This window comes from Pseudonocardia sp. Ae717_Ps2 (genome assembly GCF_001932475.1).
In the GTDB taxonomy this organism is placed as follows: domain Bacteria; phylum Actinomycetota; class Actinomycetes; order Mycobacteriales; family Pseudonocardiaceae; genus Pseudonocardia.
Genome location: NZ_MCIS01000001.1, coordinates 2,623,716 through 2,636,483 on the forward strand (window position 1 = coordinate 2,623,716; position 12,768 = coordinate 2,636,483).

General features: G+C 75.1%; 13 protein-coding genes. 5 read left to right on the forward strand and 8 right to left on the reverse strand.

What is annotated here, in order from left to right; all coding sequences use genetic code 11:
- Positions 1 to 6: 6 nt before the first annotated feature.
- Positions 7 to 930, reverse strand: a complete 924-nt coding sequence (locus Ae717Ps2_RS12230) for a LysR family transcriptional regulator (RefSeq protein WP_075306537.1) — start codon at positions 928 to 930, stop codon at positions 7 to 9.
- 27 nt (positions 931 to 957) lie between these two features.
- Complete coding sequence (locus Ae717Ps2_RS12235) at positions 958 to 1,473, reverse strand: DUF664 domain-containing protein (protein WP_075306536.1); 516 nt, start codon at positions 1,471 to 1,473, stop codon at positions 958 to 960.
- Between the two features lie 63 nt (positions 1,474 to 1,536).
- Between Ae717Ps2_RS12235 and Ae717Ps2_RS12240 the strand changes: the two genes are divergently transcribed.
- Positions 1,537 to 3,831, forward strand: a complete 2,295-nt coding sequence (locus Ae717Ps2_RS12240) for a molybdopterin-dependent oxidoreductase (RefSeq protein WP_233147534.1) — start codon at positions 1,537 to 1,539, stop codon at positions 3,829 to 3,831.
- On the opposite strand, the gene Ae717Ps2_RS12245 is transcribed toward Ae717Ps2_RS12240, so the two are convergent.
- The 6 genes from Ae717Ps2_RS12245 to Ae717Ps2_RS36095 all read right to left on the reverse strand — a co-directional run bounded on the left by Ae717Ps2_RS12245 (position 3,821) and on the right by Ae717Ps2_RS36095 (position 8,169).
- Entirely contained in the window at positions 3,821 to 5,218 is a 1,398-nt protein-coding gene (locus Ae717Ps2_RS12245; RefSeq protein WP_075306534.1) for a sugar porter family MFS transporter, read from the reverse strand. The two genes, Ae717Ps2_RS12240 and Ae717Ps2_RS12245, sit on opposite strands and share 11 nt — an antisense overlap.
- A 43-nt stretch (positions 5,219 to 5,261) precedes the next feature.
- Positions 5,262 to 5,633, reverse strand: coding sequence for a monooxygenase family protein (locus Ae717Ps2_RS12250; RefSeq protein WP_198932172.1), 372 nt, complete (start codon positions 5,631 to 5,633; stop codon positions 5,262 to 5,264).
- 9 nt (positions 5,634 to 5,642) lie between these two features.
- On the reverse strand, positions 5,643 to 5,744 hold the full coding sequence (locus tag Ae717Ps2_RS38990; RefSeq protein WP_233147535.1) for a DUF4188 domain-containing protein: 102 nt from the start codon (positions 5,742 to 5,744) through the stop codon (positions 5,643 to 5,645).
- A 55-nt stretch (positions 5,745 to 5,799) separates the two neighbouring features.
- Positions 5,800 to 6,984 (reverse strand): CaiB/BaiF CoA-transferase family protein, encoded by a 1,185-nt coding sequence (locus Ae717Ps2_RS12255; protein ID WP_075333395.1) that lies wholly within the window; start codon positions 6,982 to 6,984, stop codon positions 5,800 to 5,802.
- A gap of 92 nt (positions 6,985 to 7,076) precedes the next feature.
- Positions 7,077 to 7,658, reverse strand: a complete 582-nt coding sequence (locus Ae717Ps2_RS12260; RefSeq protein WP_075333396.1) for a hypothetical protein — start codon at positions 7,656 to 7,658, stop codon at positions 7,077 to 7,079.
- A 124-nt stretch (positions 7,659 to 7,782) separates the two neighbouring features.
- Positions 7,783 to 8,169: a YchJ family metal-binding protein gene (locus Ae717Ps2_RS36095; RefSeq protein WP_075306530.1), complete on the reverse strand. Its 387-nt coding sequence runs from the start codon at positions 8,167 to 8,169 to the stop codon at positions 7,783 to 7,785.
- Between the two features lie 100 nt (positions 8,170 to 8,269).
- Here Ae717Ps2_RS36095 and cobT point away from each other — a divergent pair, with 100 nt between their 5' ends.
- The 4 genes from cobT (at position 8,270) to Ae717Ps2_RS12285 (ending at position 12,763) form a co-directional block, all read left to right on the forward strand.
- Positions 8,270 to 9,988, forward strand: a complete 1,719-nt coding sequence (gene cobT / locus Ae717Ps2_RS40330) for a nicotinate-nucleotide--dimethylbenzimidazole phosphoribosyltransferase (protein WP_198932173.1) — start codon at positions 8,270 to 8,272, stop codon at positions 9,986 to 9,988.
- A complete protein-coding gene (gene cbiE, locus Ae717Ps2_RS12275; protein ID WP_075306528.1) occupies positions 9,981 to 11,192 on the forward strand; it encodes a precorrin-6y C5,15-methyltransferase (decarboxylating) subunit CbiE in 1,212 nt (403 codons plus the stop codon). The genes cobT and cbiE overlap by 8 nt, the downstream gene beginning before the upstream one ends.
- Positions 11,193 to 11,202: 10 nt before the next feature.
- Entirely contained in the window at positions 11,203 to 11,946 is a 744-nt protein-coding gene (gene cobM / locus Ae717Ps2_RS12280) for a precorrin-4 C(11)-methyltransferase (protein ID WP_075306527.1), read from the forward strand.
- A gap of 139 nt (positions 11,947 to 12,085) precedes the next feature.
- Positions 12,086 to 12,763, forward strand: a complete 678-nt coding sequence (locus Ae717Ps2_RS12285; protein ID WP_020627323.1) for a cutinase family protein — start codon at positions 12,086 to 12,088, stop codon at positions 12,761 to 12,763.
- The last annotated feature ends 5 nt before the right edge of the window (positions 12,764 to 12,768 follow it).

The window sequence follows — 12,768 nt, forward strand, 5'->3', positions numbered from 1 at the left end:
GCCGGGTCAGCGGATGCGGCCGCCGGTGGCGATGCGCAGCAGGTCACGGGCGGTGCCGCGGGGGGAGGTGCCCTCCCGCCAGACGGCACGGAACTCCCGGGTCAGGTCGAGGCCGCGGACGTCGACGACGACCAGGGACCCGGCCGCGACGTCGGCGGCGACCACCGCACGCCCCAGCACCGCGGGGCCCGCGCCGGCGCGGACGGCGGCACGCAGGGCGGCGTCCGCGGCGTACTCGCGACGCGGCGCAGCGAGCTCACCGGCACCGGCGGCGTCGAGCGCGGCCTCCAGCGCGGGCCGGGCTCCGGCACCGGGCGGCCGGGTGAGCAGCGGGGTACCCGCCAGCTCCGTGGCGTCGACACCGTCGACCGCGGACCACGGGTGCCCGGGGGCGACGACGAGCACCAGCGGGTCCGACGCCACCGTCGCCGCGTGCAGGTCCTCCAGGGGGCCGGGCGTGGACACCACACCGACGGCCGCGTCACCGGACCGGACCGCCGCGGCGGGGTCCGCGGTGTCACGCAGCACGACCCGCCCGCCCGGGCCGTCGCGCAGCTCGACCAGCCAGCCCTGCAGCAGACACTCCGCGACCACCGGGTTCGCCGCCAGGACGACCGCGTCCTCCCCGGCCGGCTCGTCGCGCAGGGCCGCGACCGCGACGTCCAGGTCGGCCGCGGCGGCCAGCAGCGGGCCCGCCCACTCCACGAGCAGGACGCCGCGGGTGGTGAGGCTGCTCGACCGGCGCCCCCGCCGGCCGCGTTCGAGCACCGGCCCGCCGGCCTGCTGTTCGGCGGCCCGGATCCGCGCCGACGCGGCCTGCACCGTCAGCCCGAGCCCCTCGGCCGCTGTGGCCATGCTCCCGGAGCAGGCGATGTCGCGGAGCAGGGCGAGAGCGGTCAGGTCGGGGACGCGTGCGGGTGCGGTGGCCATCGGAGCCAGCCTAGGTGGCGGGCGGGGTCACACTCCCAGCAGCCCGCGCAGATAGGCCGCCTGACCGGCGTGCTGGAGGTCGTCGCCGACCACACTGACCAGGCGTTCGCCGAGGGTCACGTTCTCCCCCCAGGTGGGCGGCAGGACGCGCGACAGGTCCTCGTCGGCGAGGCCCGCGAGGTGCCCGACGGTGCGTTCGTGCACCGCCGCGCCGTAGCCGGTCAGCAGGTCGGCGGTCGTCCGCACGGCGTCGACCTGCGCCGAGGTGTGCCCGAACCCGGTGTCGGCGGGGTCGAGGTCGAGGCCGAACCGCTCGGCCCAGCCCTCGCCGGTCCAGACCTGCTCGGCGTCGAAGGCCTCGGCGACGTGGTCGTCCTGCACCCGCAGCAGGTGCCACACCAGCCAGCCGATCGGGTTGCCGGGGCCGTCCGCACCCTCCGGGCGGCGGGCGAGGTCGGCCTCGGACAGGCCGTCGACCACCTCGCGCACGAGCTCGTCGATCCGGCCGACGTGGTCGGTCAGCAGTTCCGCGGTCGTCGTCATGCGGCAGGCGTTCCCGTATGCAGGCCTCCGCATGCGGGTTCGTGCGGGTTACGGTGGGCCGTGGTGACCGAGAACGTGAGGACCCACAGCGCGCACTGGGGCGTGTTCCACGCCCGCTGGGACGGCAGCAGGCTGCGGGTCCGCCCGCACCCCGGCGACCCGGACCCGTCGCCGGTGCTGGACAACGTCCCCGCGGCCGTCGGGCACGCCGCCCGGGTCGCCGCACCGGCGGTGCGCCGCGGCTGGTGGGACCGGGGCCCCGGTCGTGACCCCGGCCGCGGGCGCGACGGCTATCGCACGGTGTCCTGGGACGCCGTGCTCGACCGGCTCGCCGAGGAGACCCACCGGGTCCGTTCCACCCACGGCGACGAGGCCGTCTACGGCGGCTCCTACGGCTGGGCGTCGGCCGGGCGGTTCCACCACGCGCAGAGCCAGCTGCACCGGTTCCTGGCGCTGACCGGGGGCTACACCCGCTCGGTCAACACCTACTCCGGCGGTGCCGCCGAGGTGGTCCTGCCGCACGTGCTGGGCACCTTCGACGCGGTGACCCGCTACGCGGTGACCTGGGACCAGGTCGCGGCGCACACCGACACCGTCGTCGCGTTCGGCGGGATGGCGCTGAAGAACTCCGCGATCGCCGCGGGCGGGGTCAGCCGGCACGTCGAGCGCGGGGCGATGCGCGCCGCGCGTGAACGGGGCGCGGTGTTCGTGCTGGTCAGCCCGCTGCGCCCGGACCTGCCCGAGGCCCTCGACGCCACCTGGCTGCCGATCCGGCCAGGCACCGACGTCGCCCTGATGCTGGCGCTCATGCACACGATCGTCGAGGCGGGGCGGGCCGACACCGACTTCCTCGCCTCGCACTGCGACGGCTGGGACCGGCTGCGCGAGTACCTGTTCGCCGCCCCGGCGCGCGACGCGGGGTGGGCCGAGGACATCACCGGCATCCCGGCCGCGACGATCCGGGAGCTGGCCTGGCGGATGGCGCACGGCCGCACCCTGGTCACCGTCGCGCAGTCGCTGCAGCGTGCCGAGCACGGCGAGCAGCCGGTGTGGGGCGGGACGGCCCTCGCCGCGGTGCTCGGCCAGATCGGCCTGTCCGGCGGCGGCTTCAACTACGGCCTCGGGTCGCTCGGGCACTACGGGCGCCCGCGCAACGCGGTGCCGGTGCCCACGTTCTCCCGGGCGCCGAACCCGGTGACCTCGTTCATCCCGGTCGCACGGGTCGCGGACATGCTGCTGCACCCGGGGGAGACCTACTCATACCGGGGCGTCGACGACACCTACCCGCACGTGCGGATGGCGTGGTGGGCCGGGGGCAACCCGTTCCACCACCACCAGGACCTGCGTCGGCTGCGGCGCGCGGTCGCCGAGCTCGACACGTTCGTCGTGCACGACCCGATGTGGACGGCGACGGCGCGGCACGCCGACGTCGTGCTGCCGTCGACGACGACCCTGGAACGAGACGACATCGGCGCCACCAGCTCCGACCCGCTCGTCGTCGCGATGAAGCAGCTCGTGCCCCGGCACGGCGAGGCCCGCGACGACTACGACGTGCTCGCCGACCTGGCCGCGCGGCTCGGGCACGGCGAGGCCTTCACCGAGGGCCGGACGTCGCACGAGTGGCTGGTCCACATGTACGACCGCACCCGCAAGGGCCTGGCCGACCGGGGACTCGACGCGCCGTCGTTCGAGGAGTTCTGGGAGCGCGGCGAGCTGGAGCTGCCCCGGCGTCCCGACGACGGCGGGATGCTCGGCCGCTTCCGCGCCGACCCCGCCCGGCACCCGTTGCCGACGGCGTCCGGCCGCGTCCAGCTCGGGTCCGGCCCGATCGCCGCGCTCGGGCTGCCCGACCACCCCGGCCACCCCGCGTGGATCGAGCCGACCGAGGTCCCCGACGACCGGCACCCGTTCTGGCTGGTCTCCAACCAGCCGGCGACCCGGCTGCACTCCCAGCTCGACTTCGGCGCCCACTCGGCCGGGGCGAAACGCTCCGGGCGCGAGGTCGTGCGCATCCACCCCGACGACGCCGCCCGGCTCGGGATCGGCGACGGCGACGTCGTCCGCATCCACAACGACCGCGGTGCCTGCCTGGCCGCGGCGCGGGTCACCGACGACATCCGGCCCGGCGTGCTGCAGCTGCCGACCGGGGCGTGGTGGGACCCGCGCCCCGACCCGGACCGTCCCGAGTTCGGCGACGACGGCCTCTGCGTGCACGGCAACCCGAACGCCGTGACCCGCGACCGCGGGACGTCGAGCTTCGCGCAGGGCTGCAGCGGTCAGCTGTGCGCGGTCGCCGTCGAGCGGTACCGGTACGACGCCCCGGAGGTCACCGCGCACGTCCCGCCGGTCATGCGGTGACCGGGCCCGCCAGGTCCTTCTCGATCTCCTCGAGGCTGCGGCCCTTGGTCTCCGGTAGGAGCCTCGTCGCGTACAGGTAGGCGGCGGCCGTCGTCACCGCGAAGAACAGGAAGTTCCAGCCCGCCCCGAACGCCTCGAGCAGCGACGGGAACAGCAGCGCGACGGTCATGTTGAACAGCCAGTTGAACGTCACGCAGAACGCGACCGCGCCGGCGCGGACCCGCAGCGGGAACAGCTCAGGCAGCAGCACCCACTGCACCGGGCCCCAGGAGATCGAGAACGAGGCGATGTAGACGACGATCCCGGCCAGCGTCAGGCCGAGCAGCAGCGGTCCCTGCTCCAGGCCGACCAGGTTCGTGACCGCCAGGACGATCATCGCCAGGCACATGCCGACCGCGCCCCACCGCAGCAGCGGGCGTCGCCCGGCGCGGTCGATCAGCCACATCCCGGGCAGCGTCATCAGCATGTTCACCGCGCCGATGGCGACGTTGGCGCCGATCGCGTCGGTCGCCCCGTACCCGACGTCGGTGAGCAGGGTCGGCGCGTAGTAGATGATCGTGTTGATGCCGACGAAGTTCTGGAAGAACACCAGGAGCATCCCGATCAGGGTCAGCCGCCGCAGCCGCGGGGAGAACAGCGTGCCGATCGCGACCTTCTCGGTGTGCTCGCGCTCGACGCGCACGCTCTCCCGGATCTCCGACAGCTCGGCCTCGGCCGCCTCCGGGGTGCCGCGCAGCCGCTCCAGGACGGCCCGGGCCGTGGTGACACCGTCCTCGTCACTGCCGGGTCCGTGTGCGACCAGCCAGCGGGGGCTCTCCGGCTGGGTGTAGATGCCGATCGCGAGGACGACCGCGGGGATCACGCCGAGCCCGATCATCCAGCGCCAGTCCCGGGCGTCGGCGAAGGCGTAGTCGACCACGTAGGCGAGGAAGATCCCGACGGTCACCAGCAGCTGCATGAGCGAGGTGAGCCGCCCGCGGATCCGGGCCGGGGCCAGCTCGGACAGGTACATCGGCACGACCACCGACACGATCCCGACGCCGACGCCCATCACGAACCGGAACCCGACGAGCATCGCGACGTTCACCCCGAGGGCCGCGCCGAGCGTGCCGACGACGAACACGATGCCGCCGAGCAGGATCAGTGGCCGCCGGCCGAGGGTGTCGGCGAGCTTGCCGGAGACACCCGCCCCGAGCATCGCGCCGACGAGCAGCCCGGACACCACGGTGCCCTGCTCCAGTGAGGACAGCGGGATGTCGTCGGGGATGAACAGGATCGCCCCGGAGATGACGCCCGTGTCGTACCCCCACAGGATCCCGCCGAGTGCCCCGAAGAACCAGATCGCCCACTGCGACGGCCGCTTCGCCGTCCCTGCCCCCGAACTCATCCGCCGATCCTCCGGCGGGGTGTTGCGGGCCGCAACAGGAGGGTCAGGTGGCGTGCCGGGAGGCGTCCAGCCTGCGGCGTCCGTCGTCGGTCGCGGCGTCGACCTCCCGGACCCCCAGCGCCTTCGCCAGCCCCGATGCCGGCATGTCCCCGTAGACGGTCTCGAACTCCCCGGCGACGAAGGTCTCGTGCCAGATGCCGACGGCCCCGGGGTAGCGGCGGGCCCGCCGGTTGAACGCGGCCCAGGCCGGCCGGTGCGTCGCCGTGGTGTCGCTCGCGTAGGCGTAGAGGGACTCGCGGTCGCGCCAGTACTGGACGAGCAGCGGACCGCCGGGGCCGATCCCCGAGCGGGTCCCGAGCAGCCCGTGGGCGGGCTCCCGTTCCAGCTCGCGCAGCATCCCGGCCATCGCGGTCACGACCGGGAGTCAGGCCCGGACCTTCCAGGGCCGGTTGAAGCGCATCCCGATCAGGAACACGACGACCTGGTCCTCGGTCGGCTGGTTGGTCGTGCGGGTGTAGGGCGCCATCGGTCCACTCCCTCGTGCGGCGGGCTATGGATACTGACACTATCCGATAGCGGGGTCATCCGTCGCGGTCGAGCCAGGCCCGGACCTCGGCGGAGTCGGCCCCGAGTGGCGGGGGAGAGCGGCGGTAGGACGGCGGGGTGGCCGACCAGCCGACCGGGTTGCGGACGGTCGGGATCGCGGCGGCGTCGTCGGCCCGGACGACCGGGTCGAGCCCGAGCTCCTCGGCGAGGGCGACACCGCCGTCGACGGTGTTGATCGGGCCGCAGGGCACGCCGGCGGCGGTGATCGCGTCGTACCACTCCTGGGCGGTGCGGGTGGCGAGGCGGGCGCGCAGCCGCTGCTCGATCTCTTCGCGGTGGCCGATCCGGTCGGACATGGTCGCGAAGCGCGGGTCCTGCGCCATGGCCGGGTCGCCGAGGACGGTCGCGAGCTTGCGGAACTGGCCGTCGTTGCCGGCGATGACGATGAGGTCGCCGTCCGCGGTGGGCATCGGCTGGTAGGGGAACACGCTGGGGTGGGCGTTGCCCATCCGGCGGCCGACCGCGCCGGCGGCGACGTAGGCCTCGCTCTGGTTGACCAGGGTGGACATCGCGACCGACAGCAGGTTGGTCTCCAGCAGCTGGCCCTGCCCGGTCCGCTCGCGGTGCCGCAGCGCCGCGCTGACCGCGAGTGCCGCGTGCAGCCCGGTCAGGACGTCGAAGACCGCGACCCCCGCGCGGAACGGGGGACCGTCGGCGTCGCCGGTCAGGCTCATCAGCCCGGACACCGCCTGGACCAGCAGGTCGTAGCCGGCCAGGTGGGCGCCGCCGTGGGCCCCGAACCCGGTGATCGAGCAGTACACGACCCCGGGGTTGTCGCGGGCGACGCTGTCGTGGTCCAGCCCGAACCGCGCCGCACCGCCCGGCCGGAAGTTCTCGACGACGACGTCGGCCCGCCGCGCCAGCTCCCGTGCCGCCGCGAGGTCGCCCGGGTCGGTCAGGTCGAGCACGACCGACCGCTTGTTCCGGTTGATGGACAGGTAGTAGGTGGAGATCTCGCCCTGCTCGGGGTCGCTGACCACCGGGGGCTTCCAGGTGCGTGTGTCGTCGCCGCCCGGGCCCTCGACCTTGATCACCGTCGCGCCGAGGTCGGCCAGCATCATCGTGGCGTAGGGCCCGGCGAGCACGCGGGAGAAGTCGGCCACCAGCACGCCGTCCAGTGGTCCGCCGGTGGGGTCGTCGCCGAACGGGGAGTGGTCCACGTCCCGGCACGCTAGCCGCGACGACGCCCGGCCGCTCACGGTGGGTCGGGCGCCTACGGTGGGTCGGGCCCGAGGCGTTCGATGGCCAGGGATCATCCCAGGGAGAGCTGGATGTCCCCGTTCCGGACGGCGGCGTCGGTGAACGTCACCTCACCGCGATGGCCGACCTCCACGGTGTAGAAGTCCGAAGCCGGTACGTCGTCGACGACGAAGGAGAAGGTGCAGCCGTAGCTGCTGCCCGTCCCGCTGTCGAGCGCACCGACGCCGGCGATCCTGCCGGCGGAGTCCCGGACGGTCACCGCCGTCCCGGCGACGATGTCGTCGTAGCCGCTCGACAGGCGGCAGGAACCGTAGGACGAGCTCGAGTAGAGCGAACTCGTGCCGTTCACGACCGTCATGGCTCCGGTGATGCTCCGGGTCGAGGCGTCCGCCAGGGCGAGCAGCAGCCCCGTCGCGAGGGCCAGGACGACCGCGACCGCGGCGGCCGCCAGGAGACGGCGGGAGGTCCGGGACCCGAGCTGGACATGGCCCGGCGTCGCGGCAGCGGCCCAGGGAGCCCGTGGCAGCGGGACCGGGGTCTGGGTGACCTGGGACTGGGCGTGCTGCCACTCCCGGAAGCGGGCCCACTCGTGGCGGTCCTGCTCCGACATGGACTCCCACTGCTGCACGTTCATGGTCTCCCGATCTCCGCTGTCCGGCCGTTCCCGACTGGTCCGTTCGGACGGCATGTCGACGGTCGCGTCCGGCGCGTTGCACGGAGTCCCCAGTTCTGATGAGGCGGCCCTGATGAGGCGGCGCCTACCCGACGTCCCCGTCGACGTAGAACCACCGCCCGTCCTCCCGGACGAACCGGCTGCGCTCGGCCAGCACCCCGTCCGTCCGGTGGGCCCGGAACTCGACGGTCCCCTCGGTCTCGAACATCGTCCCGCCCGAACGCGCGACGATCTCCAGCCCCGTCCACACCGACCCCGGCTCCAGCCGCAGCCGCCGCGGTCGCGTCGACGGGTGCCACGACGCCAGCAGGTACGCGCGGTCGCCCCGCACGAAGGCGGTGTAGCGGCTGCGCATCAGGGCCTCCGCCGTGGCGGCGGGGCGCCCGGCGAGCACGGGGGCGCAGCAGGTGTCCTCGGGGCGGCCGGTACCGCAGGGGCAGAGCACGGTCGTCGAGCATGCTCCACCCCGCATGTGAGGTGCCCGACCGACCCGACGGGACAGTTGACCACCTCGACGGACGTGTGGTCGTCTCATCCGTCGCCGTGCCGTGTACCGCAGGAGGAATGCCGACGTGACGGACTTCTACGACGTCCTGCACTCCCGCCGTGACGTCCGTACCGGCTTCCGGCCCGATCCGGTCGACGACGACGTCCTCACCCGCGTCCTGGCGGCCGCGCACGCCGCTCCGAGCGTCGGGTTCTCCCAGCCCTGGGACTTCGTGCTGGTCCGCGACGCGGCCGTCCGCGAGCGCGTGCACGCCCTGGTCTCCGCCCAGCGCGACCGCTACGCCGCGTCGCTGCCCGCCGCCCGCGCCGAGGCGCTGCGCGCGATCCGGGTGGAGGCGATCCGGGAGACCCCGCTGAACGTCGTCGTGACCGCCGACGCCACCCGCGGCGGTCGCCACACCCTCGGCCGGCACGAACGGCCCGAGATGGGCCCCTACTCCGCCGCGCTCGCGGTGCAGAACCTGTGGCTGGCCGCCCGGGCCGAGGGCCTCGGCGTCGGCTGGGTGTCGTTCTTCGGTGACGAGGGGCTCACCGAGCTCGGCGCGCTGCTCGGGCTGCCCGCACACGTCGAGGTCGTCGCCTACCTGTGCGTCGGCCACGTGGACGCCTTCCCCGACCGGCCCGAGCTGGAGCAGCACGGCTGGGCCCGGCGCCGCCCGCTGGACTGGGCGGTGCACCAGGACACCTGGGGTGCCCGCGGGCTGCCCGGCGCCGCACCCACCGCGCTGCTGGAGTCCACCGTGGAGGCCGTCGCACCGGTCGACGACGCCGCCCGGGCCGCGGCCCGCGACCGGCTCGACCGCATGACCAAGCCGCGTGGCGCGCTCGGCCGGGTGGAGGACGTCGCCGTCGCGCTGGCCGGAATCGCCGGCGCCGAGGTGCCGCCGGTGCCGTCCCCGGCCGCGGTCGCGATCTTCGCCGGCGACCACGGCGTCCACGCCCAGGGTGTCACCCCGTGGCCGCAGGAGGTCACCGCGCAGATGGTCGCGAACTTCACCGCGGGCGGTGCCGTGGTGAACGCGTTCGCCCGTCAGCTCGGGGCGGAGGTGCTCGTCGTCGACGTCGGGGTGGCCGCCGAGCTGGATGCCGTCCCGGGGCTGCTCCCGCGCAAGGTCGCGTCCGGCACCGCGGACATGACCGCCGGGCCCGCGATGACCCGCGAGCAGGCCCGCGCGGCACTGGAGCACGGCATCGAGGTCGCCCGAGACCTGGTCGCCGCCGGGAACCGCTGCCTGCTCACCGGGGACATGGGCATCGCCAACACCACCGCCGCGGCCGCGCTGGTGTGTGCCTTCACCGGGGCCGACCCGGCCGTCGCGACCGGGCGCGGCACCGGCGTCGACGACGAGACCCTGGCCCGCAAGACCGACGTCGTACGTCGTGCCCTGGAGCGGCACCGGCCCGATCCGGCCGACCCGCTCGGGGTGCTGGCCGCCGTCGGCGGGCTGGAGCACGCGGGACTGGCCGGGTTCGTCCTGGGCGCCGCCGCGCTGCGCACCCCCGTGGTGCTCGACGGCATCATCGCCGGCTCCGCCGCGCTCGTCGCCGCCGCGTTCGCCCCGGAGGTCACCGGCTACTGCCTGGGCGGGCACCGCTCCGCCGAGCCGGGCGGTGCGCTCGCCCTGGACCATCTCGGCCTGGCGCCGCTGCTGGAGCTCGACATGCGCCTCGGCGAGGGCACCGGCGCGCTGCTCGCGCTGCCGGTGCTGCAGGGCGCGGCGCGGGCGATGGCCGACGTCGCCACCTTCGACGCCGCCGGGGTCACGGACAAGACCGGTGGGTGACCCGCTCACCGTCGTCGGGGTCGGTGCCGACGGGTGGGCCGGGCTGCCGGAGACCCACCGCGACGCCCTGCGCGACGCCGAGATGCTGCTCGGCGGGCCCCGCCAGCTAGACCTGCTGCCCGCCGACGTCGCCGGGGAGCGGCGGGCGTGGCCGTCGCCGCTGGTCCCGGCGCTGCCCGGGATCCTCGACGAGCTGTCCGGCCGCCGCGTCGCGGTGCTCGCCTCCGGCGACCCGATGTTCTTCGGGATCGGCGCCACGCTCGCCCGCGTCGCCGGGCCGGACCGGCTGCGAGTGCTGACCCACCCGTCGTCGGTGGCGCTGGCGTGCGCCCGCCTGGGCTGGGGCTCGGAGCACGTCGCGGTGCTCAGCGTCGTCGGCCGCCCGCTCGACGCGCTGCGCCGGGCGCTGGCCCCGGGCGCCCGCCTGGTCGTGCTCTCGGCCGGAGCCGGGTCGCCCACCGAGATCGCCGGGCTGCTCGCCGGCGCCGGGTGGGGTGGGTCGCGGATGACGGTCCTGGAACGGCTCGGCGCGCCCGACGAGCGCCGGGTGTCCGCCACCGCCGCGGCCTGGCGGGGCGAGGCGGACGCGTTGAACGTCGTCGCCCTCGAGTGCGTGCCCGACGCCGGGCTGGTCCCGCCGGGGGAGACGCCCGGCCTCCCCGACGACGCCTACGACCACGACGGACAGCTCACCAAGCGCGAGGTCCGCGCCGTCACCCTCGCCCACCTCGCGCCCCGCGCGGGGGAGCTGCTGTGGGACGTCGGCGCCGGGTCCGGCTCGATCGGCATCGAGTGGATGCGGGCGCACCCGCGGTGCCGCGCGATCGCCGTCGAGAGCCGTCCCGAGCGCGCCGACCGGGTCGCCGCCAACGCCGCGGCCCTCGGCGTCCCCGGCCTGCGGGTGGTGACCGGCCCCGCGCCGGACGTGCTGGCCGGGCTGGAACGCCCCGACGTCGTGTTCGTCGGCGGCGGGCTGACCCGCGATGGCGTCCTCGACGCCTGCCTGGCCGCGCTGGGCCCGGGCGGTCGCCTGGTCGCCAACGCGGTCACGGTGCAGACCGAGGCGGCCCTGGCCGCCGCCCACGCCGCGCACGGCGGGGACCTCGTGCGGGTGCAGGTCGCCCGCGCCGTCCCCGTCGGCGGCTTCCACGGATGGCGCCCCGCCATGCCTGTGACCCTGTGGAGCTGGAGGAACCCCTCGTGAGGACCGAACCGTGACGGTGCACTTCATCGGGGCCGGACCCGGTGCCGTCGACCTGCTGACCCTGCGGGCCCGCGACCTGATCGCGGCCTCCCCGGTCTGCCTCTACGCGGGCAGCCTGGTGCCGCCGCAGATGCTGGAGATCTGCCCGCCCGGGGCCCGCACCGTCGACACGGCGCTGATGACGCTCGACGAGATCCTGGACGAGATGGTGCGCGCGCACCGGCACGGGCTCGACGTCGCCCGGCTCGCCTCCGGTGACCCGTCGGTGTTCTCCGCGATGGCCGAGCAGATGCGCCGGCTGGAGGCGGCCGGCGTGCCCTACGACGTGTGCCCCGGCGTCCCCGCCTACGCGGCGGCGGCCGCGGCGCTGGGCCGCGAGCTCACCGTCCCCACGGTCGCCCAGACGGTCACCCTCACCCGGATCGCGGCGCGCGCGACCCCGATGCCGGAGAACGAGGGTCTCGACAAGCTGGGCAACGCCGGCGGCACCGTCGTGCTGCACCTGGCCGTGCACCGCATCGCCGAGGTCGTCGACGCGCTCGCCCCGTCCTACGGCGGCGACTGCCCGGCCGCGGTGGTGGCGCACGCGTCGCGCGCACACGAGATCGTGCTGCGGGGGACCCTGGAGCAGATGCCCAAGGCCGTCGACGAGGCAGGCATCCAGCGCACCGCCGTGATCATCGTCGGCGAGGCGCTCGCGGCCCGGCACTTCCCGGACTCGCACCTCTACAGCGCGGACCGCTGCCGGAGCTGACGACGCGGCGACCGCTCGTCGTCCGTTCGCCGCCCGACGGTGGCATCCGGGCGCGCGACGATCATCGATCGAACGCGCACGTGGCCCACTGGACGCACCCGATCGGAGGGTCGGCGTCGGGCGGTGGGAGGAAGCAGCCGTGCAGATCAGGACCGTCGTCACCGGGATCGCGGCCGCGGTCGGCATCGTGCTGGCGAGCGTCGTCGCCGCCCCCACGGCGGGCGCGGCACCCGCCCCGCCGACCGGGTGCCCGCAGATCGAGACGATCGCCGTACGCGGCAGCACCGAGGCCCAGGGCGGCGGCAGCATCGCGGGCCCGCAGGCGTCGTCGATCCAGTCACGGTCCGCGCAGACCGTCCGGACCCACGACCTGGTCTACCCGGCCTCGCTCGGCAACTACGCGAGCAGCGTGCGCCAGGGGGTGTCCGCGCTGCGCAGCAGGCTGGCGGCGACCTCCGCACAGTGTCCGTCCACCCGGTTCGTCCTGATCGGCTACTCGCAGGGCGCCCAGGTCATCGGGGACACCCTGGCCGCGGGCGGCGTACCCGGCGCCGACCGCATCCCGGCCGTGCTGCTCTTCGGCGACCCGACGTTCAACGGCCGCGAGAGCTACAACACCGGCAGCTACTCCGCGGCCCGCAACGGCGTGTTCGCCCGCTCGCGCGGCGCGCTGTCGGCCTACGCGTCCTCGATCCGCTCCTACTGCAACGCCACAGACAACTTCTGCCAGCGCGGGGCGACCGGCGCGGGGCACTACCGCTACGCGAGCGACCGGACCGCCGCCACGACGTTCGCCGTGCAGCGGATCGGCGGCTGAGCCCG